At 40.2% G+C, this 17,873-nt stretch carries 23 protein-coding genes; 12 read left to right on the forward strand and 11 right to left on the reverse strand.

What is annotated here, in order from left to right; translation table 11 throughout:
* Positions 1-145: 145 nt before the first annotated feature.
* The 3 genes from BGO42_RS13990 to BGO42_RS14000 all read right to left on the reverse strand — a co-directional run bounded on the left by BGO42_RS13990 (position 146) and on the right by BGO42_RS14000 (position 2,029).
* On the reverse strand, positions 146-334 hold the full coding sequence (locus BGO42_RS13990; RefSeq protein ID WP_177733909.1) for a cold-shock protein: 189 nt from the start codon (positions 332-334) through the stop codon (positions 146-148).
* Between the two features lie 173 nt (positions 335-507).
* A complete protein-coding gene (locus tag BGO42_RS13995) occupies positions 508-984 on the reverse strand; it encodes a hypothetical protein (protein ID WP_273244730.1) in 477 nt (158 codons plus the stop codon).
* A 64-nt stretch (positions 985-1,048) separates the two neighbouring features.
* Positions 1,049-2,029 (reverse strand): GlxA family transcriptional regulator, encoded by a 981-nt coding sequence (locus BGO42_RS14000; RefSeq protein ID WP_273244728.1) that lies wholly within the window; start codon positions 2,027-2,029, stop codon positions 1,049-1,051.
* A 138-nt stretch (positions 2,030-2,167) separates the two neighbouring features.
* Here BGO42_RS14000 and BGO42_RS14005 point away from each other — a divergent pair, with 138 nt between their 5' ends.
* The 5 genes from BGO42_RS14005 to BGO42_RS14025 are packed head-to-tail and all read left to right on the forward strand — an operon-like array spanning position 2,168 to position 4,090.
* Entirely contained in the window at positions 2,168-2,605 is a 438-nt protein-coding gene (locus tag BGO42_RS14005; protein WP_273244726.1) for a VOC family protein, read from the forward strand.
* An 8-nt stretch (positions 2,606-2,613) separates the two neighbouring features.
* Positions 2,614-3,033 carry a VOC family protein gene (locus tag BGO42_RS14010; protein ID WP_177733903.1) on the forward strand — a complete coding sequence of 140 codons (420 nt, stop codon included), beginning with the start codon at positions 2,614-2,616 and terminating at the stop codon, positions 3,031-3,033.
* A gap of 10 nt (positions 3,034-3,043) precedes the next feature.
* On the forward strand, positions 3,044-3,466 hold the full coding sequence (locus BGO42_RS14015) for a VOC family protein (protein ID WP_273244724.1): 423 nt from the start codon (positions 3,044-3,046) through the stop codon (positions 3,464-3,466).
* 10 nt (positions 3,467-3,476) lie between these two features.
* Positions 3,477-3,869 carry a DoxX family protein gene (locus BGO42_RS14020; RefSeq protein ID WP_273244722.1) on the forward strand — a complete coding sequence of 131 codons (393 nt, stop codon included), beginning with the start codon at positions 3,477-3,479 and terminating at the stop codon, positions 3,867-3,869.
* Positions 3,870-3,871: 2 nt separating this feature from the next.
* Positions 3,872-4,090: a DUF4287 domain-containing protein gene (locus BGO42_RS14025; RefSeq protein ID WP_273244720.1), complete on the forward strand. Its 219-nt coding sequence runs from the start codon at positions 3,872-3,874 to the stop codon at positions 4,088-4,090.
* A gap of 46 nt (positions 4,091-4,136) precedes the next feature.
* Here BGO42_RS14025 and BGO42_RS14030 read toward each other — a convergent pair whose 3' ends face one another.
* The 3 genes from BGO42_RS14030 to BGO42_RS14040 all read right to left on the reverse strand — a co-directional run bounded on the left by BGO42_RS14030 (position 4,137) and on the right by BGO42_RS14040 (position 6,561).
* Positions 4,137-4,547 (reverse strand): hypothetical protein, encoded by a 411-nt coding sequence (locus tag BGO42_RS14030; RefSeq protein ID WP_273244718.1) that lies wholly within the window; start codon positions 4,545-4,547, stop codon positions 4,137-4,139.
* A 141-nt stretch (positions 4,548-4,688) separates the two neighbouring features.
* Entirely contained in the window at positions 4,689-5,654 is a 966-nt protein-coding gene (locus tag BGO42_RS14035) for a bifunctional helix-turn-helix transcriptional regulator/GNAT family N-acetyltransferase (RefSeq protein ID WP_273244716.1), read from the reverse strand.
* Positions 5,655-6,015: 361 nt separating this feature from the next.
* Positions 6,016-6,561 carry a sugar O-acetyltransferase gene (locus BGO42_RS14040; protein WP_273244714.1) on the reverse strand — a complete coding sequence of 182 codons (546 nt, stop codon included), beginning with the start codon at positions 6,559-6,561 and terminating at the stop codon, positions 6,016-6,018.
* Between the two features lie 356 nt (positions 6,562-6,917).
* Between BGO42_RS14040 and BGO42_RS14045 the strand changes: the two genes are divergently transcribed.
* Together BGO42_RS14045 and BGO42_RS14050 are read left to right on the forward strand one after the other, a co-directional pair.
* Positions 6,918-7,637: a YoaK family protein gene (locus BGO42_RS14045; RefSeq protein WP_177733888.1), complete on the forward strand. Its 720-nt coding sequence runs from the start codon at positions 6,918-6,920 to the stop codon at positions 7,635-7,637.
* Positions 7,638-7,683: 46 nt separating this feature from the next.
* Positions 7,684-8,025: a zinc ribbon domain-containing protein YjdM gene (locus tag BGO42_RS14050; RefSeq protein WP_177733886.1), complete on the forward strand. Its 342-nt coding sequence runs from the start codon at positions 7,684-7,686 to the stop codon at positions 8,023-8,025.
* 280 nt (positions 8,026-8,305) lie between these two features.
* On the opposite strand, the gene BGO42_RS14055 is transcribed toward BGO42_RS14050, so the two are convergent.
* Together BGO42_RS14055 and BGO42_RS14060 are read right to left on the reverse strand one after the other, a co-directional pair.
* Positions 8,306-9,880: a Na+/H+ antiporter gene (locus tag BGO42_RS14055; RefSeq protein ID WP_177733884.1), complete on the reverse strand. Its 1,575-nt coding sequence runs from the start codon at positions 9,878-9,880 to the stop codon at positions 8,306-8,308.
* Positions 9,881-10,107: 227 nt separating this feature from the next.
* Positions 10,108-10,476, reverse strand: coding sequence for a winged helix-turn-helix transcriptional regulator (locus tag BGO42_RS14060; RefSeq protein WP_177733882.1), 369 nt, complete (start codon positions 10,474-10,476; stop codon positions 10,108-10,110).
* An 80-nt stretch (positions 10,477-10,556) separates the two neighbouring features.
* Between BGO42_RS14060 and BGO42_RS14065 the strand changes: the two genes are divergently transcribed.
* Positions 10,557-11,435: an NmrA family NAD(P)-binding protein gene (locus tag BGO42_RS14065; protein WP_273244710.1), complete on the forward strand. Its 879-nt coding sequence runs from the start codon at positions 10,557-10,559 to the stop codon at positions 11,433-11,435.
* Between the two features lie 68 nt (positions 11,436-11,503).
* Here the strand turns inward: BGO42_RS14065 and BGO42_RS14070 are convergent, their stop codons facing one another.
* Together BGO42_RS14070 and BGO42_RS14075 are read right to left on the reverse strand one after the other, a co-directional pair.
* Positions 11,504-12,562: an NAD(P)-dependent alcohol dehydrogenase gene (locus tag BGO42_RS14070; RefSeq protein ID WP_273244708.1), complete on the reverse strand. Its 1,059-nt coding sequence runs from the start codon at positions 12,560-12,562 to the stop codon at positions 11,504-11,506.
* A 36-nt stretch (positions 12,563-12,598) separates the two neighbouring features.
* Positions 12,599-13,096: a (R)-mandelonitrile lyase gene (locus tag BGO42_RS14075; RefSeq protein ID WP_273244706.1), complete on the reverse strand. Its 498-nt coding sequence runs from the start codon at positions 13,094-13,096 to the stop codon at positions 12,599-12,601.
* Positions 13,097-13,332: 236 nt separating this feature from the next.
* On the opposite strand from BGO42_RS14075, the gene BGO42_RS14080 reads away from it, so the two are divergent.
* Positions 13,333-14,232 carry a helix-turn-helix domain-containing protein gene (locus BGO42_RS14080; RefSeq protein WP_273244704.1) on the forward strand — a complete coding sequence of 300 codons (900 nt, stop codon included), beginning with the start codon at positions 13,333-13,335 and terminating at the stop codon, positions 14,230-14,232.
* A gap of 432 nt (positions 14,233-14,664) precedes the next feature.
* On the opposite strand, the gene BGO42_RS14085 is transcribed toward BGO42_RS14080, so the two are convergent.
* Positions 14,665-15,576, reverse strand: coding sequence for a hypothetical protein (locus BGO42_RS14085; protein WP_273244702.1), 912 nt, complete (start codon positions 15,574-15,576; stop codon positions 14,665-14,667).
* A 302-nt stretch (positions 15,577-15,878) separates the two neighbouring features.
* Between BGO42_RS14085 and BGO42_RS14090 the strand changes: the two genes are divergently transcribed.
* The 3 genes from BGO42_RS14090 (at position 15,879) to BGO42_RS14100 (ending at position 17,868) form a co-directional block, all read left to right on the forward strand.
* Complete coding sequence (locus tag BGO42_RS14090) at positions 15,879-16,442, forward strand: hypothetical protein (protein ID WP_273244700.1); 564 nt, start codon at positions 15,879-15,881, stop codon at positions 16,440-16,442.
* Between the two features lie 193 nt (positions 16,443-16,635).
* Positions 16,636-17,403, forward strand: coding sequence for an MBL fold metallo-hydrolase (locus BGO42_RS14095; protein ID WP_273244698.1), 768 nt, complete (start codon positions 16,636-16,638; stop codon positions 17,401-17,403).
* A gap of 24 nt (positions 17,404-17,427) precedes the next feature.
* Entirely contained in the window at positions 17,428-17,868 is a 441-nt protein-coding gene (locus BGO42_RS14100) for a DUF1801 domain-containing protein (RefSeq protein ID WP_273244696.1), read from the forward strand.
* The last annotated feature ends 5 nt before the right edge of the window (positions 17,869-17,873 follow it).

The raw sequence follows: 17,873 nt of genomic DNA on the forward strand, positions 1-17,873 counted from the left end.
ATATACAAAATGTTTTTCACCATACTTGTCCGGCAAGGGCATAATGCTCTTTTCTAAAACCGGAAAAGCTGAAAAATCAGATTATATAGTACTAATTAATTGGTTATTACTTTTCAATCAGTACTATATTTTTTTTAAGCAGTCATTAAGCCAGACGGACATTAATGGCATTTTTTCCTTTCTTTCCTTCAGCCTCTTCAAATATTACTGCATCATTTTCCTTGATCTTGTCTTTTAAACCGGAAACATGAACAAAAATTTCCTGTCCTGTTTCATCCTTTATGAATCCAAATCCTTTTGTTTCATTGTAAAATTTTACCACTCCTGTTTTCATATTTTTTGTACTTTTTTTATTGGTAAATGTAATCGAAAATAGCATCCCACAAACCGGATGCTTTATTTTTTATTAAAAAAACAGGCATTTATACCTGTTACCGCCTGTATTTATCCCGCAATTCGCAGCCATCGCCGTAGCGGAATATATAGCTCATTCCGGACTGGCAACCGTTATTTCTGGGCGGCTTCTTGGATCGTTTCAAAAGTAAATTTCGGGTCGGAGTATTCGATCGGTACTCCGGATGTATAGCGGGGGATGTTCATATAGGTAATCGTTACACCACGTCCTAACAGCAGTTTGCGATCCTTTTTTAGCAAAGCAATCGGCACCCGTTTCCATTTGCCGCCGCCATAAGGTTTATAATAGTAATCGCCCTGCAGCGTATCGCCCATAACCTTTCCTCTCACCTCACCGGAATCTTTCATCGTTCCTTCATATTGTATCTCATACCGTCCGTAAAAATGTGTTTTGTTTTCCGCGATGGCCAAAAGCGCAGTATCCTTACCGTTTACGGCGCGGTAAAAAGTGTAGTTTTCTTCAAATTTCTTTGTTTTAGAGTCGCAACCATAGCAAAGGAATGCCAGCAGTATGGTTAATAATGTAATGGTTCGGGCAGCGGTTTGCCTGTGTTTTTTTTCCGGATGCATGCTTTCTTTTTTACGGGCTGTAATTACTGTTTTAACTGTTGTTTTCTTTATTTATTGCAGCACATCAGGAAACGCTAATCCCTTTGTTGTATTTGTTCCGGTATTCTATCGGGGTCAGTCCGGTAATTTTTTTAAAAATGGTACGGAATCCTTTGGTATCCGTATAGCCAATATCATACATTACTTCGGTTACATTTCTCCGGTTGGTTTCAAAACTGCGTTTGGCAAATTCTATTTTTACCCGGTTGATATATTCCAGAACCGAATTGTTGGTTGCTTTTTTAAAGCGTCTTTCAAAGCTTCTCCGTCCCAATGCGACTAAATTAGCCAGTTCTTCAATAGTTATTTTCTCCTGTGTATTCGCCTCAATAAAAAGCTGTGCCTGTTTTACCGCTTCGTCATTGTGGTTTTTCTGTCCCTGGAACATCGCAAATGCCGACTGGCTTTCGCGGTCAATATCTACCGCAAAATATTTTGAAGCCAGAATGGCCGTAGCCCGGTCGGTATATTTTTCTACTAAATGAAGTAACAGATTCCAGTAGGAATTTGCACCGCCACTGGAATAGATCCGGGATTCTTCCGTTAAAATACTGCCGTCGACCACCTCAACATCAGGATACATTTCCCGAAATTCATTTTGAAATCCCCAATGTGTCGAGCATTTTTTTCCGTCTAACAAACCGGTAGCGGCCAGTAAAAAAGCGCCCACGCAAAGGGAAGCTACTTCTGCCCCGTTTGCATACTGTTCTTTTATCCAGGGCACAACTTTTTCATTGGCTTCCACAGCCGTTTTCATATCTCCGAAAAGCGCCGGAATTACGATTAAGTCCGTTTTCCCGACATCCTCCAGCAGCTGGGTAGTATTGACCGTATAAAGGCCGTTATTGAGTGTTATCGTCTTTTTTAAACCGACCAGCTGTACATTAAACAAAGGCTGCCGACCTGATGCCGTCATGAATTGGTTTACTGCCGAAAACAAATACTGCGGATCTGCTATTGCCTGCAAAACAGCGGTTTCCGGAACTAAAATACTAACGTTTTTCATTGTAACAGGATTTATGCTGTAACAAATATAGCCTACATTTTGTCGCAAATGCCCTTTTAGTTGTCATTTTTACACAGTTTCATTTTGCCCGTTTCTGCGGAACTTTGTAATGTTATTAATCCCTTAAAAAATAAAAAAATGGCAACCGTATCTATTTACCTGAATTTTGAAGGCACTACAGAAGAGGCCTTTACCTTTTACAAATCTGTTTTTAAAACCGAATTTAACGGCGGCATTATGTATAACAAAGATATACCTGCCCATGAAGGAATGCCGCCTTTACCGGATGATGAGCTTAACAAGGTAATGCATGTTTCCCTGCCTGTTTTAGGAGGAATCAACATTATGGGTACAGACATGTTAGCGTCTATGGGGCATCAATTAATTGTAGGGAACAACACCACGATCAATCTGGAACCGGACAGCCGGGCAGAAACGGAACGATTGTTTAACGCCCTATCCGAAGGTGCTACCGATATCATGCCTTTGCAGAATATGTTCTGGGGCGCTTACTGGGGTTGCTGCCTGGATCGTTTTGGCATTCGCTGGATGTTTAATCACACACCGCAACAATAAAAAACAATATGGCACAGCTTCATCCCTATCTTACTTTTAACGGCAATTGCAATGAAGCCATGTCCTTTTACCGGGAATGCCTGGGTGGAAAATTAATGCTCCAGCGCATTAACGATGCTCCTTTATCGGAAAAAATGCCCGAAAAAATGCGCCAGTGCATTTTACAGGCGGTTTTAATTACCAAAACCTTTGTTTTAATGGGTACTGATATCGTGACTGAAAACGGGCTGAATAAAGGCAATTCGGTTTCTTTAGCCCTGCATTGCAGCAGTGAGGAAGAGATCCGGCATTATGCTGAAAAACTCGCCGCCGGAGGGCATATCCACCAGCCTTTAGCACAAAACGACCGGGAGGTACTGATCAGCGATATTACCGATCCGTTCGGCAATCACTGGCTTCTCTATTTTGACAAAAAACAAATTCTTTAAAAACACAACTATGGCACAATTACTTTATCCTTGTTTATGGTTTGATGGTCAGGCCAAAGCAGCAGCCGCTTATTATTGTTCCGTTTTTCCCAATTCTGAAATAACCAGTGAAAACCCGATGGTTGTCCGGTTTGAGCTGAACGGCTTTCCGTTTATGGGACTCAACGGAGGTCCGCAATATGAGTTCTCTCCTGCCAATTCCTATGTCCTGGAATGCGATACCCAGGAAGAAATTGATTACTACTGGGAAAAACTGGGAGCCGGTGGCGTTTACAATCAATGTGGATGGCTGAACGATCAGTTTGGTGTTTCCTGGCAAATCGTGCCGGCTGTTTTAGCACAGCTGATGGCTGATCCGGAAAAAGCTCCGAGAGTCATTGCCGCATTTATGCAGATGACAAAATTTGATATTGAGAAATTACAAACCGCTTAAACCATTTATTATGAATTCATCAAAAACAAACCGAATCCTTTTCTGGTCGGCAACAATTTTAATCTTCCTGTTCGAAGGCGTAATGCCGGCACTAACGTCACAAACAGCACTGGCAAAAGAAGGTATCCGGCATTTGGGTTATCCGGAATATTTTGGCAATGCCTTAGTGGTTTTTAAAATCCTGGGCGTTATCATACTTATCGTTCCAAAAGCACCGAAACGCCTGAAAGAATGGGCCTACGCCGGTTTTACATTTGATTTTCTATTTGCCTCCATCAGTCATTTTGCCGTAGACGGATTGCATTTTGAGACCTTTTTCCCATTAATCGTTTTAGCCGTTTTAATGGTATCCTATATTTTCTATCATAAGAGCAGCACTGTTACAAACCTTAAAAATAATTAACGATGGCCTTTCAAGCGTATTTAGACAATATCCGGGCGAAAACCGGCAAAACGACTGCCGATTTTCAGGCAATAGCCGAAGAAAAAGGATTTACCGAAAACGGGCAGATCAAAAAAGAGATAAAGGCAACACAAATTACAGACTGGCTTAAAGACGAATATGGCTTAGGCCATGGCCATGCTATGGCTGTCTATGCTTTTCTTAAAGGGAAAAGGGAATAAAACTATTATGGATTGATTCTTACAGAAAAAGCAGCGATAATCAGGCCTACTGGCATTTATTCAGCCAGCTTACTATTTTACCAATATCGCTTTCAAGTTTAAATCCGGCATTTGGATCGCTTTCGTTCAGGGAGCTTAAAACTTTCCGGGCATAGTCATTCAGTAAAATTTCGATTGCTGTTTGCTGATATCCCTGTTTAAAGTATAATTGTATTTGAGGTTGTTTCCCGGCATGTATTACAACAGCGGCATATCCGATTACTTCTTTGTTATATTCGGCTAAGGCTATAGGCAATCCAAAGTCTTCCGTAAGCAGTAATCTGCTGTTTTGAGGTGTCGTATTCGTATCCGAAACATTGGTGTGTTTTTCTTTGTAAAGGGATTGAATGTGGTGTAAATCGGACAGGTACACCCGCCTGATTTTTGTTTTTTCTATTATATCGTTTTGTGTATTCATGCCATTTTTATGAATATAAAAGTCTTTATAACTCTGATGCCCAGTTTTTGTATATGCTGTATGCCTGCAACAGTACTCCGGTGCAACCGATAAAAACCGGCAGTACACCAAACCTTACAGCATATACGAAATAGAGGAATATTACTGTTTGTCGTTTAGCAATAATTCCATCTGGATATTAGCCCTTTTATAGGGTGTTGGACGTCCCGATATTTTCTGAAAGCCCATTTTATAGTACAGGTTGATCGCCGGTTTTAGAATGGTATTGCTTTCCAGGAATATTTTTGATGCCCCCAATTTTTCAGCTTCCTTAATAATGGCCTGCCCCAATAGCCATCCAATATTTTTCCCCTGAGCTTTGGGCGATACTGCCATTTTTGCCATTTCAAAATCATAGTCCGGATCCTCCATTTTGATTAAGGCACAAACGCCTAATGGTTCACCGTCGTAAAGCGCGACAACAATTTTCCCGCCTTTGTTTAGTATATATTCCTCCGGATTGTCCAATGCCTTATAATCGGCTTCTTCCATTTCAAAATAGGAGGAAATCCATTCTTCGTTAAGCGCTCTAAAAGCCGATTGGTATTGGGGCGCATATTCCACGACCTGCACCTTTTGGCTTTCGCGTAATTTTTTTTGCTCCTGTACTCTTTTAAAGATCGATTTTTGTTCCAGTAAAAACTCCCATTCTGCAAGCGCTTCCCAAAGGTTGTGTGTGGCTTCCGCAATAACACCGTCAATCGCAGCATCAATATCGGCCGATTGTACGTTTATTATTTTGTAGGCTACTTCTTTGCCTTTTTCGGTTAATCCTGCTAAATTCCTGCGTTTGTCTTCCGATTTCAGATTGTCCATCACCAAGCCGGCTTTTGCCATCTCCTTAATGATCTTTGTAACAGACGGCTGCGAATGCCCGATTTGTTCCGCTATTTCGGTAATGGTTCTTTCCCCGTCTTCCGACAAAATAAATAATACGGGAAACCACTTTGGCGAAAAGTCCACATCATACATCTCGTATATTTTTGCGGCATCTTCGGTCACTTTTGCCGTTAGCAAACGCAGTCTGCTGCCCAACGCCATTTTTCCTGTTCTGTTAAATAATTCCATACTGTATTTTTTAATTTGCTTTTTATGTTTTTCCCCTTCCGTTTCTGTCCGGGAGATGCTTTGTTATCATATAACAGACCTAAGGTTCTTTCTTCTTACTTATTGATAGATTAAATTATGACAACCTCAACTATATACCTACTTATATAACCAGTTATGCAAATGTAAATAAAAAATTGAAATGTCCAAATAATGCAATTAAATTTGAAACAAAAGATCGTACTAAGCTATCTGTTTTTGAGTTTTTAAAGGTCTTGAGTACCGTCGTGGAAGACCAATTTAGGTATAGCTCAATACCAGAAAGTCAGCCCTGTTAAATACGGCTGAATTTTAAATGGCACTGATCTCAAAGGAACTTTTTCTATAAGTCAGAATCTGTTATGCTTCTAATTATCTTCGCCGGATTTCCACCCACTATGGTATTTGAAGGTACATTTTTCAGAACTACAGATCCGGCAGCTATGATGGAGTTATCTCCGATTTCAACACCACCAACTATAGCCACGTGTCCGCCTATCCATACATTATTTCCTATTATAATCGGACGGGCATTTCCCGACTTGTGTCTTTCTATAGGATGAATATTATGACCGGCTGTGTATATTCCCACGTTAGGAGCGATAAGACAATTGTCGCCGATCCGTACTTCGGCCATATCCAGAATCGTACAGTTAAATCCGGCATAAAAGTTTTTACCTACATGGATATTGTATCCCAGATCGCAATGAAAATTATGTTCAATAGTAATTCCTTCTCCAACGGAGCCTAATAATTCCGTAAGTATCGATTTCTTTAATGTATCATTATCGTAATCGGCCGTGTTAAAACTCTGGATTAATTTGCCGGCTCTTTTAAAATCAGCTGATAGTGATTGATCACCTCTTATATATACAACTTTATCTTTCATTTTATCTGGAATTATTTTCTGCAAAGGTAAAATTTTGTATTTAATAAACTTTTCAGGATCAGGTTACGTTGTGGAAAAGGCGAACCGTCATTCAATTTAGTTGAATAAAAACAAATTGGACACCTAACGTAAATTCCCTTTCACAGTAATGAGATTAAAAAGTATTCCTGGTTGATGGCTGAGCTTCTTAATGATGATCGTATCGACCGGATAAAAAACGCTAAATAAATCCGGATTGATAAATGGAAACACCTCATAAAAAGGATGAGGTATTTTTGTTTTTAACATAGATGGCATTAATCAAGGTAAGGGATGAATAATTGTATAAATTTGCATGGTTGTAATCTCTGTTGATTATGTTTAGACACTTAGGTAAAAACCGGACTTATTCCCATAATCTGAAATTAGCATCCATGCTATCTATTGTAGCAGGGATTGTGAATGTAACCGGAGTGATGTCAATCAAAGTACTTACTACCAATGTAACAGGTCATTTTGCTTATTTTTCAGAAGAAGTCGTGCTCCAAAATTATCCAACAGCTACTATTTTTCTATTATACATCCTGTTTTTTCTTTTGGGAGCTTTTTGTACGGGTGTACTTATTGAAATGTTTATGAGAAAGAATTTAGCCGTTTCTTATCTTATTCCAATGTTTATTGAGATGATAATCTTATTATTGGTATCGTTATTGGGATTTGATTTTTGGGGTTCACATGTTATAGCCTGCCTGCTGTTGTTTGCTATGGGACTTCAAAACGCACTTGTTACCAAGGTATCACATTCTGTGGTAAGGACAACACATCTGACCGGTCTGTTTACCGACTTGGGGATTGAACTATCGCAATTGATCTTTTATCGGTCGGATATGTTCAGTTATAAGAAGATCAGGCAAAGCATCAACCTGAAGCTGATTATTATTTTTTGCTTCTTTTCGGGATGTCTTCTGGGTGGTGTATTGTATCACACCTTAGCACTGAAAACTTTGCTGATAGCAGTTTTGGTACTTCTGGCAGCATTATATTATGACTACGTGAGATTAAGATATTACCATTTAAAAAGAAAGTTTAAACACTAACAATTGAGATAAAATATTTACTAATTTTTAATACAGAGAAATGATTATGTCTGAAGAAATGAAAGATTGTCCGCAATGTGGATCAGCTTATGGCTATTACCTGAATGATGAGCTATATGCCTGTCCAGAGTGCAGCCATGAGTGGAACCCAATAGCATTAGCAGAAGAAGGTAAGTTGGTTGTAAAAGATTCCAACGGGAACATTTTACAGGATGGCGATTCGGTGATCGTAATAAAAAACTTGCCGGTTAAAGGAGCTTCCGGGCCGGTCAAAGCGGGAACCAAGGTAAAGAACATTAGACTTGTGGACGGCGATCATAATATTGACTGCAAGATCGATGGTTTTGGAGCCATGGGACTAAAGTCTGAATTTGTTAGAAAAGCGTAGTAACAATATTACAATAGAACAGCCAGTATATTTATGATAAACTGACAATGCTGATTCATCAATTTAATATTGTAGGTTGCGCTTATATAAAAAGGCAAGAAAATATATCTTGCCTTTTTATAGTTTTAGCTTTTACTGTTTTCTTCAGGCGATCAGCCCATTTTTAATCTTTCTTCTTCTTTGAGTTATCTTCTGCATGATTTTTCCGATTTTTATGCTCAGCATGAAATTACAATATACGGTAACCCATTCCACAAAACTACTTTTTCAGGGTAAGTAGTTACAGATACCGGAGTTTCATTTCTTCCATGTCCAGATACATCAAATGCTTGCGGATGATCTCTTCATTCAGTGTTGCTTCTGCCCTGTTCTTGTCATGCAGCCATTCCCGTTGCCGGTTAATGATATCCATATATACTGCCTTGCATTTTTCCGACATTTGATCATTATCGGCAATCAGGCTGTTATGTTCCCATTTAAGTGCCATTTGCTGCAGTACCGGCTCCGTGTTGAGCTGTTCGTTATAATTGGTTCGCAAATGCAAAAGCGCATGTTCTGCTAATTGCCTTTTGATCTGGTGTTCAATCTCCTCTTCCGGCAGGTGCTGGTCCGGATCCGGCATGTTGATTTTCCGGATGAGATACGGCAGGGTCAGTCCCTGAACCAGTAACGTTAACAGTATTACCACAAAGGTGATAAACAGGATCAGGTTACGCTGTGGAAAAGGTGAACCGTCGTCCAGTTTTAGCGGAATCGACAAAGCAGCTGCCAGCGAAACCACTCCGCGCATTCCCGTCCAGCCTATCAGCAGCGGCACTTTATAGCCCGGACTTCGCCTGTCGGCCACTGTAATAAAATTACGGGCAATAAGCGTTACCACAACTGCACCATAGGACGCTATAATCCGGCCTACGATCAGCACCACGGTGATCAATACACCATACCCCACAGCTGTTGCAATACTCACGCCTTCCAATCCGGCGGTAATCTCCGGCAAATCCAGTCCGATCAGGATAAACACCAGTCCGTTTAATATAAAACAAAAACTTTCCCACACATTAACGCCTCTTAGCCGTGAAGTGCCGCTAAGAAACAAATGCCGGTTATTCGACAACAGTAAACCGCCGCTCACAACTGCCAACACCCCCGAACTATGCACTTCCTCTGCCGCAAGATACATGATATACGGCGCTACCATCGTTAGCACTATATCCATATTTGCATCCGTTGGCAGATATTTATGGGCTTTCATAAAAATCCATCCGGTAAGCAATCCTACACCCAGTCCGCCAATTACCATCCATCCGAAACTCAGGGCTGCTTCGTGCCAGACAAACTGACCGGTCGCTACGGCAACCATTGCAAAACGGAAAATAATTAAGGAGGACGCATCGTTTAACAGACTTTCGCCTTCCAATATTGACGATACACGGCGCGGTACTTTTACAAACTTCAAAATGGCTCCGGCACTAACGGCATCGGGCGGTGATACAATTCCGCCCAGTAAAAAGCCCAAGGCCAGCGAAAAGCCGGGTATAAAATAATTAGCGACTAAAGCCACCGAAATAGCCGTCAGAAACACCACCACAAAGGCAAAGCTGACAATAATTCTGCGCCAGCGCCACATTTCTTTCCAGGAAACCGTCCAGGCAGCTTCATATAACAACGGTGGTAAAAAGATAAAGAAAATCAGCTCCGGATTGATATGCAAAGCCGGTATGCCGGGAATAAAACTAATCGCCAGTCCCGCCACTACCAACAGCACCGGATAGGCAATCTTTACTTTATTGGCCAGCATAATGAGCAGTACAATCGCTACAAGCAAACTCAGGTAAAATGGTAAATGCGCTATCATGGGGATCAGGTGTTAGGTAATATAAAGATAAAAATTGTAATTATTCTCCGGGCATTTTTTTATAGCACAAGCATGGCCCCGCAAAAGTTAAATAGTCCAAATATATTTGCCTTTTGCTTTTTGCTCCTTGCTTTTTGCTTTTTGCTTTTTGTCTATTTGCTTTTTGTCTATTTGCTTTTTGTCTATTTGCTTTTTGCCTATTTGCCTATTTGCCTCTTCACATCCCACTACTCCCCCTCAAAAGCCCCTTTCATATCTTCAAATGCCCAGGCGGCCATTGCGCTGATAATCGGCTGTAAAGCATGTCCGGAATTGGTTAACCGATACGTTACAAAAGGCGGAACCACCGGTCTTGCTTCCCGGATGATCAGTTTATCGGCTTCAAGCTGTTTTAAATGCTGAATCAGCATTTTTTCAGTGATCGCCGGAATGGCGCGCTTCAGTTCACTATATCTTTTATCGCCGGAAGTAAGATGATAGAGGATAATCGGTTTCCAGTAACCGCCTATTCTTTCCATTACATAAGTTACCGGACATTCCGCCAGGGCAAAACGCTTGTTTTCCTGTATGGTCGATGATTCTTTAATTGCTGTCATAATACATACTTTAGGGTAAGTACTTGTATAAAAGTAAGTACAAAGATACCTTTGTATGACAAATAAAAAAACAAAATATCATGAAAATTACAATTGCAGGTTCTCTTGGAAATATCGGTAAACCCTTAACCCAAAAACTGGTTGGTGAAGGCCATGCCGTAACGGTTATCACCAGCAGCGCAAACAGAGAGGCGGAAATAGAAAACTTAGGAGCAAAAGCAGCCGTAGGTTCCGTTAGTGATGCCACTTTTTTACAGCAGGCTTTTCACGGTGCCGATGCCGTTTTTTCGATGACACCTCCCAATATGGGCGGCAGCAACATCATTACAAACACGGTAAACGCCGGTAAAGCATTGGCTGCAGCCATAAAAGAATCGGGCGTAAAACGCGTAGTGATGCTGAGCAGTATTGGGGCCGATTTACCGGACGGAAACGGGCCGATCCAATCGCTATATCATATTGAGCAGCTGTTTAACGAACTGGATGCAGTAGCGATTACCTATCTGCGTGCCGGATATTTCTACACCAATTTTTACAATGATGTGCCGATGATCAAAGGCATGAACATTATGGGCGGTAACATGGAAGCCAATACGACTTTACCGCTGGTACATCCAACGGATATTGCGGTGGCTGCGGCAGAAGCTTTACAGCAGGAATCTACCGGTAAAAACATCCGTTATGTTGTAAGCGATGTAACAACTCCGGCGCAATTAGCCGCTACACTGGGAGCAGCCATAGCCAAACCGGTATTACCCTGGGTAACGTTTACAGACGAACAGGCACTGGAAGGTATGCAACAGGCCGGAGTACCGAAAGAAATTGCGGAACTGTATACCGAAATGGGTGCCGGATTGCGAAACGGAGCGATCCAGCATGATTTTATCCAACAGGGCAGCGTGGTAACCGGAGCCATAAAACCGGAAGATTTCGCCAAAGAATTTGCTTCAAAATTCTAATTTCCGATTCCCGTTAAACAAAAAAGGAAAGCCTGTGACTTTCCTTTTTTTATTTATAATGAGTCCTTTTAGTTTTTTAATGATGCCATATCAATCACAAAACGGTAACGCACATCGCTTTTCAGCATGCGTTCATAAGCTTCGTTAATATCCTGCATTTTGATGATCTCAATATCCGAAACGATATTGTGCTCTCCGCAGAAATCCAGTAATTCCTGAGTTTCAGCGATGCCGCCAATAACAGAGCCGGCAACCGATTTTCTGCCTAAAATCATCGGAACGGTGTTCAGCATCGGGTTAAGATCCCCTAAATAGCCTACCAATACAATTGTACCGTTAATGTTTAAGGTTGGGATATAATGGTTTACATCATGTACATAAGGAACGGTATCGATAATTAAGTCGAATTTGCCGCCTACCTCAGCCATTTGTGCCTCACTTGTTGAAATGATTACCTGATCGGCGCCCAGTTCCAAAGCGTCTTTTTCTTTTTCCGGAGAACGGGAAAACAATGTTACATGAGCCCCAAGTCCTTTTGCTAATTTGATAGCCATGTGTCCCAGTCCGCCTAATCCCACTACAGCCACTTTACTGTCCTTTCCTACTTTCCAGTGTTTTAATGGCGACCAGGTGGTAATTCCGGCGCATAATAACGGTGCTGCCGCGGCCAGATTCAGGTTTTTAGGCACTTTTAATACAAAATGCTGGTCGACTACCACTTTTTCGGAATAACCGCCAAAAGTCTGCTGGTTCAGATGTTTGTCTTTACCGTTGTAGGTACCTGTAAATCCCGGAATACAGTATTGTTCCAGATCGTTTTTACATTGCTCGCATTCTCTGCAGGAATCGACCAAACAACCAACCGCAGCGATATCGCCTACTTTAAATTTGGTTACTCCGCTACCTACACTGCTCACTCTACCTACGATTTCATGTCCCGGAACAGCCGGATAAATCGTACCGCCCCAGTCGTTGCGTGCCGTGTGCAGATCGGAATGACAAACGCCGCAATACAGGATTTCGATTTCCACATCGTTAGCCGTTACGGTTCTGCGGTCGATACTTAGTTGTGCTATTGCTGCATCGGGAGCCTGTGTCCCGTATGCTTTTACGGTGAATTTTTCCATTGTTTTTCTGTTTATTGCTTGTTGTTTTCTATAGAATTATTGTATGCTGTTGTATTCTTCATCGGTTACCGGTTCCAGCCAGACCACATTTTCTTCCCCTTTATAACTGGTAATCGCAATATGGGTAAAATGACTGCCGGATGCCGCTCCGTGCCAGTGCTCAACATTTGCCGGAATATTGACCGTATCGCCTTTTGCAATAGCAATTGCCGGTTTCCCTTTTTCCTGATAAAAACCGCTTCCTTCGGTTACCAGTAATACCTGCCCGGCAGGATGCGTGTGCCAGTTGGTTCTGGCAGCCGGTTCAAACTGCACATTGGCAATGGAATAGTTTACATCACCTCCTTTTTGGATTAATATTTTAACCCGGGTGGTACCCGAAAAATAAGCGGCAGAACCTCTTTCTCCTGTTGGAAAAATAGCCTTTTCATTAGTGCTGTTGGCATTCATATTGATATTTTTTGAAGGGTTACAGGATGGTAAAAAGTGTACGAAGGCGGCGAAAAGTACAAACCGGATAAATTGTTTTTGCATACATGTTATTTTAGTGATTCTACCTGTTGTCCGCTTCTTTGGGACCCGCAGAAAATTAGTTTGAAACCAATCTCCGTATCGCGTTCCTTTTAACATCGGTACAAAATTCTTACCTATTTACCAATCTTTTGTTATACCGATTACAGTATTGCATACCAATATTACTGATTGCGGTTTACCACTAAAAAACCTATCCTTAAATGTACTAATTTTGATTTGTTTAAAATGGTAAAGTGATGGACAAAGTTTTAAGATTGGATCATGTAGGCGATTATAATAAGCTTTTAGGACAGGAAACACTGCATCCGTTAGTCAGCGTGATTGATCTGTCAAAATCGGAACCGCGCCCGCATCAAAGGATGAATTTCGGTTTTTATACCATTTACTTAAAAGACATCCATTGCGGCGATATGCGCTACGGCTGTAATTATTATGACTACCAGGAAGGAACGCTGGTTTTTTTAGGTCCCGGACAGGTTATCGGTATTGAAAATAACGGCCAGCATTACCAGCCGCAGGGCTATGCGCTGACGTTTCATCCGGATCTGATTCACGGCACTTCACTGGGCCGCAATATCAACGATTATACCTTTTTTTCGTATGAAGTGTTTGAAGCGCTTCATTTATCGGAAACGGAGCGAAAAGTGATTGTGGACTGCCTTTCTAAAATCCAGTTTGAACTGGAACATGCCATTGACAAACACAGCAAAAAACTGATCGTCAGCAATATTGAACTGTTCCTGAATTACTGCGTTCGTTTTTATGACCGCCAATTCGTAACCCGTGACCATGTTCATAAAGGATTACTGGAACGTTTTGAAAATCTGCTTCACGGTTATTTCCAATCCGATAAACCGCAGCGACTGGGTTTACCGTCTGTAGCCTATTGTGCGGCACAACTGCATCTATCTGCCAATTATTTTGGTGACCTGATCAAAAAGGAAACCGGTAAATCGGCTCAGGAGTATATTCAGCTAAAACTGATGGATCTGGCAAAAGAAAAGATCTTTGATACCAACAAATCTGTAAGTGAGATCGCCTATGAACTGGGTTTTAAATATCCGCAGCATTTTAGCCGGTTGTTTAAAAAACGTATGGGGTATTCGCCTAATGAATACCGGGTGATGAATAACTAACGGATTAGCAATAGAAAAAATGCGATTATTTTAAACATAGCCTTCCCGATTTTTCAGCTCACTTAATTCTATTTTTTATACAGCTGTAAATTTCAATTAAGCAATAAGAATCTTATTCGTAACCTTTTTTATATACAAGAGCTACTTATTGATTCCTTTTATTTTTCATCTTTATATAAATTACAATAACCTGAGAAATAATTATCAATACAGGCATAACATATAAGTTTATATAAAGCATATATACTATACACAACAGTATCATAATTAAGGGTATAATTAACCAAGCATGTTTCATCACATCAACAATTGATTTACGAAATTGTTCATTATTTTATACCGAAACAAATATTTAGCTACGCAAATCTACTCATGATAAAAAAAATCACTTTGATGCATCAGAAATAATGAAACCGGCTATCAAAATACCTTTCAAGTATCCGGAAATCTTTTCTTAAATGCCCACATTTGATAATCAACATTGGGTAAACCAATTGTTGCTCTTATGGAATCGAGTTTTTTAGGATATGCTAACCCCGGTTGTATAATTGTTCCGTAAATTGATTTTTTCTTTTCTAAATAAGTTCTATCCACTATTATGGCATACTCTTCCGGTGCTAATTTTCCATTAACCATATTGTCATACAACATTTTTAAGTATTTCTTCTTAAAACTGTCTTTTTGATGCATAAATATTATCATAAAATTAACCGGTACTTCTTCAAAGCTTCCCGTACTTCCTATTACCTGATAATCAGGATATCCATATTTAGCAATTATCTCTTTTATTTCTTTTTTATGCTTTTTCTGGTAAAACCTCATTGTTACATAATCCAATTCAGGCACTCTGGCCGCTTCATCTTCCTTAAACATTCTTTCTATTCTATTTCGTAAAACCGGGTCAAATTGTTTAAAATATTCTTTCCTTAGATTTCTTTTTTCTTCAATCGTTAACAGATTATATTTTATAAGTACTTTCCCAATACTATCTCTTTTAGGATGCGTAATTCCTATTCCGCCAAATTTAGAATACCCTTTTCTTATTTTTGTTTCAATATTATCAGTATTGCCCGTTAATACCGAGCATGCTATATAAGTAGAATATTCATTGATATTTTCAGTCTCATGCGGCTCGTACTTTTGAAACAAACTATCTAAAATATTATAGCTTTTCTGGAAATTATTAGTCAGAAACAAACTGTCTGCCTTATATACCTGTGAATAATAAGGAATGTAATTTACATCCGAAGCATTGTTCGTTTTGTTTATTGAGGTTTTACAGGATAACAGCGTTACAATAAAACCAACTATAAATAATTTTTTATTTTTTAAAGAGAAAAACATACTATTACTATTTAGAATATTTTATTGTTACATTTTAATATTTTAAGAAAAATTACACTCAACATAGTTAAATAGGACAATTCGCTCTATTTTTTTCATTATTATCAATAATTACATAACAAAAATGCGCATTATACTATACTGAAACAAATATTTAACTACGCAAATCTACTCATGGTAAAAAAACGTACTATTAAAGCGTAAAAATTTTACCTAAATAATCCTTATTTTAACTACGCATCAGAATTATATATTTAATTTTAATTCATAACCTTATCCTATTACAAACACCCCTTTAAACCTTGAAAAAACTATTCCCGATTTTATTCTTGATACTTCTGACGGGTTGTTTACAGACAACCGTTCTTAAAAACGGCTATTCACAAGCTCCGGTTAATCCTAAAGTATTTCAGAATAAAGCCAGTTTTGACAAATCGATACTGGCGCAAATTGACACCACCGTAATCTATGAAGAGTTCCTTCCGGTTTATTACAATGGCAGTGTACAACAACAAAATATCTTAGCGCGAAACAATCATAACAACCGTAATACAACTTATGGCGTTTACCGGTTTTACGGAAACGGCAATTACAACCTGTTTCATTTGGACAGAAACGACTCGGTACTGACCCAAAACATGTTCGATCCTGCTTATACCGGGTGGAGAGGAGTCCTTTATCTAAAAAAAGGCAAAATTACCGGAGATTTGATTACCCAAACCGGACAGCTTGGCTGGCAAATTGGAAAACAGACACAGGAATTCACTGCTCATGGTGATACGCTTTATGTTACCGCAAAAAACCGCTATGTTTATATCAAAAGATCCATAAACCCGGAACTTTTAAAACAGCATTCCAATTGGTAAACGGCTAATTTCCCTGAAAGAGGTTTATGAAAAAAAAGCGGTAACGGCCTTTCTCGATATACTGATCCGGCTGAACAAGGCATAAAATCAGCTACATACCCTTCCGGCCGGAAAAAGGTTTGTCAAAGACCGCTGCAATACCCCTGAACTTTTGTAACTTGACACTGAAATTACAACCCTTTATTTTAATCAAATGACGACGCTGCACCATTTAAACTGTTTAAAGATTGTTTCTCCGGTTAACGATAATGTTATCGGACATTGTTTATTACTTGAAAATAATGCGGAACTGTATCTTGTTGATACCGGAATCGGGTTATTGGATACCCAAAAGCCGGACGAACGAATCGGACAGCCGTTGATTGATATTGTGGGTTTTCAGTTTAACGAAGCGCGTACGGCCATAAAACAGATCGAACAGCTCGGGCTCGATCCGGACAAGGTTACCCATTGCGTGATTACGCATCTGGATCCGGATCATATCGGCGGACTTGCCGATTTCCCGAATGCGGTCGTGCATGTAGGAGTAGAAGAATATCAAAATTTTAAAAGCGGAAATCCGAGATATTTACCGCAGCAGCTGGATCATAACCCAACCATTGTAACCTATGCCGGAAGCACAGCAACCTGGTTTGGCTTTGAAGCCCGTAAAGTAAACCTGAATTCCGATACGGAGCTATACCTTATCCCTCTTTTCGGACATACCCTCGGACATTGCGGTGTGGCGCTACAACACGAATCCGGATGGTTATTCTATATCGGGGATGCTTATTATATGAAAGTGGAACTGACCGATGCGGAACATCCGGTAAATGAGTTAGCCAGAATGAGAGCTGATAATGATGGCCTGCGAATCGAAACACTAAACCGCATTCGTGCCTTTGTTTCGGAACATCCGGAAATAACCGTTTTTGGCTATCATGATATCGCCGAATTCCAACCGGCCGGAATAGTACTATAACGGAAATTTTATCCCTTTGCCATTATGAAACATGCAAAGCCTCTACATCCTGATTTCCTGTATTTTCTGGAGTTAAAAGAAACAAACATACAGGAATTGTTTCACGATCTGAGAGCCTGTATACTGGAATTATATCCCGAAAGCAATGAATTGCTGTATCATACGCATGCGCTCACTACTGTATTTTCCGTTTCCGACACACTTTCGGATGCTTTCTGCATGCTGCCCATCTATACCAGTCACCTGAATTTAGGTTTTAATAAAGGAACGCTGCTGCCCGATCCGGACAAATTATTAACCGGTACGGGGAAACTGATCCGGCATATTCCGGTGAGTACTGCCGAAGATTACCGAAACGAAAAAGTTAAGGCATTGCTGCTGTCGGCTATTGAACTGGCCATTCAGGACAGGAACAAGCCGGCTTCCGTTACCGGTTCTTCCATTTCCAGAATCAGCAGGAAATAATACCG

It is taken from the genome of Flavobacterium sp. 40-81 (assembly GCF_001898245.1).
Lineage (GTDB): Bacteria > Bacteroidota > Bacteroidia > Flavobacteriales > Flavobacteriaceae > Flavobacterium > Flavobacterium inviolabile.

What these genes read in the sequence shown, in the direction of transcription:
- BGO42_RS13990 (WP_177733909.1), bottom strand. Translation starts at nt 334, where the DNA reads ATGAAAACAGGAGTGGTAAAATTTTACAATGAAACAAAAGGATTTGGA.
- BGO42_RS13995 (WP_273244730.1), bottom strand. Translation starts at nt 984, where the DNA reads ATGCATCCGGAAAAAAAACACAGGCAAACCGCTGCCCGAACCATTACA.
- BGO42_RS14000 (WP_273244728.1), bottom strand. Translation starts at nt 2,029, where the DNA reads ATGAAAAACGTTAGTATTTTAGTTCCGGAAACCGCTGTTTTGCAGGCA.
- BGO42_RS14005 (WP_273244726.1), top strand. Translation starts at nt 2,168, where the DNA reads ATGGCAACCGTATCTATTTACCTGAATTTTGAAGGCACTACAGAAGAG.
- BGO42_RS14010 (WP_177733903.1), top strand. Translation starts at nt 2,614, where the DNA reads ATGGCACAGCTTCATCCCTATCTTACTTTTAACGGCAATTGCAATGAA.
- BGO42_RS14015 (WP_273244724.1), top strand. Translation starts at nt 3,044, where the DNA reads ATGGCACAATTACTTTATCCTTGTTTATGGTTTGATGGTCAGGCCAAA.
- BGO42_RS14020 (WP_273244722.1), top strand. Translation starts at nt 3,477, where the DNA reads ATGAATTCATCAAAAACAAACCGAATCCTTTTCTGGTCGGCAACAATT.
- BGO42_RS14025 (WP_273244720.1), top strand. Translation starts at nt 3,872, where the DNA reads ATGGCCTTTCAAGCGTATTTAGACAATATCCGGGCGAAAACCGGCAAA.
- BGO42_RS14030 (WP_273244718.1), bottom strand. Translation starts at nt 4,547, where the DNA reads ATGAATACACAAAACGATATAATAGAAAAAACAAAAATCAGGCGGGTG.
- BGO42_RS14035 (WP_273244716.1), bottom strand. Translation starts at nt 5,654, where the DNA reads ATGGAATTATTTAACAGAACAGGAAAAATGGCGTTGGGCAGCAGACTG.
- BGO42_RS14040 (WP_273244714.1), bottom strand. Translation starts at nt 6,561, where the DNA reads ATGAAAGATAAAGTTGTATATATAAGAGGTGATCAATCACTATCAGCT.
- BGO42_RS14045 (WP_177733888.1), top strand. Translation starts at nt 6,918, where the DNA reads ATGTTTAGACACTTAGGTAAAAACCGGACTTATTCCCATAATCTGAAA.
- BGO42_RS14050 (WP_177733886.1), top strand. Translation starts at nt 7,684, where the DNA reads ATGTCTGAAGAAATGAAAGATTGTCCGCAATGTGGATCAGCTTATGGC.
- BGO42_RS14055 (WP_177733884.1), bottom strand. Translation starts at nt 9,880, where the DNA reads ATGATAGCGCATTTACCATTTTACCTGAGTTTGCTTGTAGCGATTGTA.
- BGO42_RS14060 (WP_177733882.1), bottom strand. Translation starts at nt 10,476, where the DNA reads ATGACAGCAATTAAAGAATCATCGACCATACAGGAAAACAAGCGTTTT.
- BGO42_RS14065 (WP_273244710.1), top strand. Translation starts at nt 10,557, where the DNA reads ATGAAAATTACAATTGCAGGTTCTCTTGGAAATATCGGTAAACCCTTA.
- BGO42_RS14070 (WP_273244708.1), bottom strand. Translation starts at nt 12,562, where the DNA reads ATGGAAAAATTCACCGTAAAAGCATACGGGACACAGGCTCCCGATGCA.
- BGO42_RS14075 (WP_273244706.1), bottom strand. Translation starts at nt 13,096, where the DNA reads ATGCAAAAACAATTTATCCGGTTTGTACTTTTCGCCGCCTTCGTACAC.
- BGO42_RS14080 (WP_273244704.1), top strand. Translation starts at nt 13,333, where the DNA reads ATGGACAAAGTTTTAAGATTGGATCATGTAGGCGATTATAATAAGCTT.
- BGO42_RS14085 (WP_273244702.1), bottom strand. Translation starts at nt 15,576, where the DNA reads ATGTTTTTCTCTTTAAAAAATAAAAAATTATTTATAGTTGGTTTTATT.
- BGO42_RS14095 (WP_273244698.1), top strand. Translation starts at nt 16,636, where the DNA reads ATGACGACGCTGCACCATTTAAACTGTTTAAAGATTGTTTCTCCGGTT.
- BGO42_RS14100 (WP_273244696.1), top strand. Translation starts at nt 17,428, where the DNA reads ATGAAACATGCAAAGCCTCTACATCCTGATTTCCTGTATTTTCTGGAG.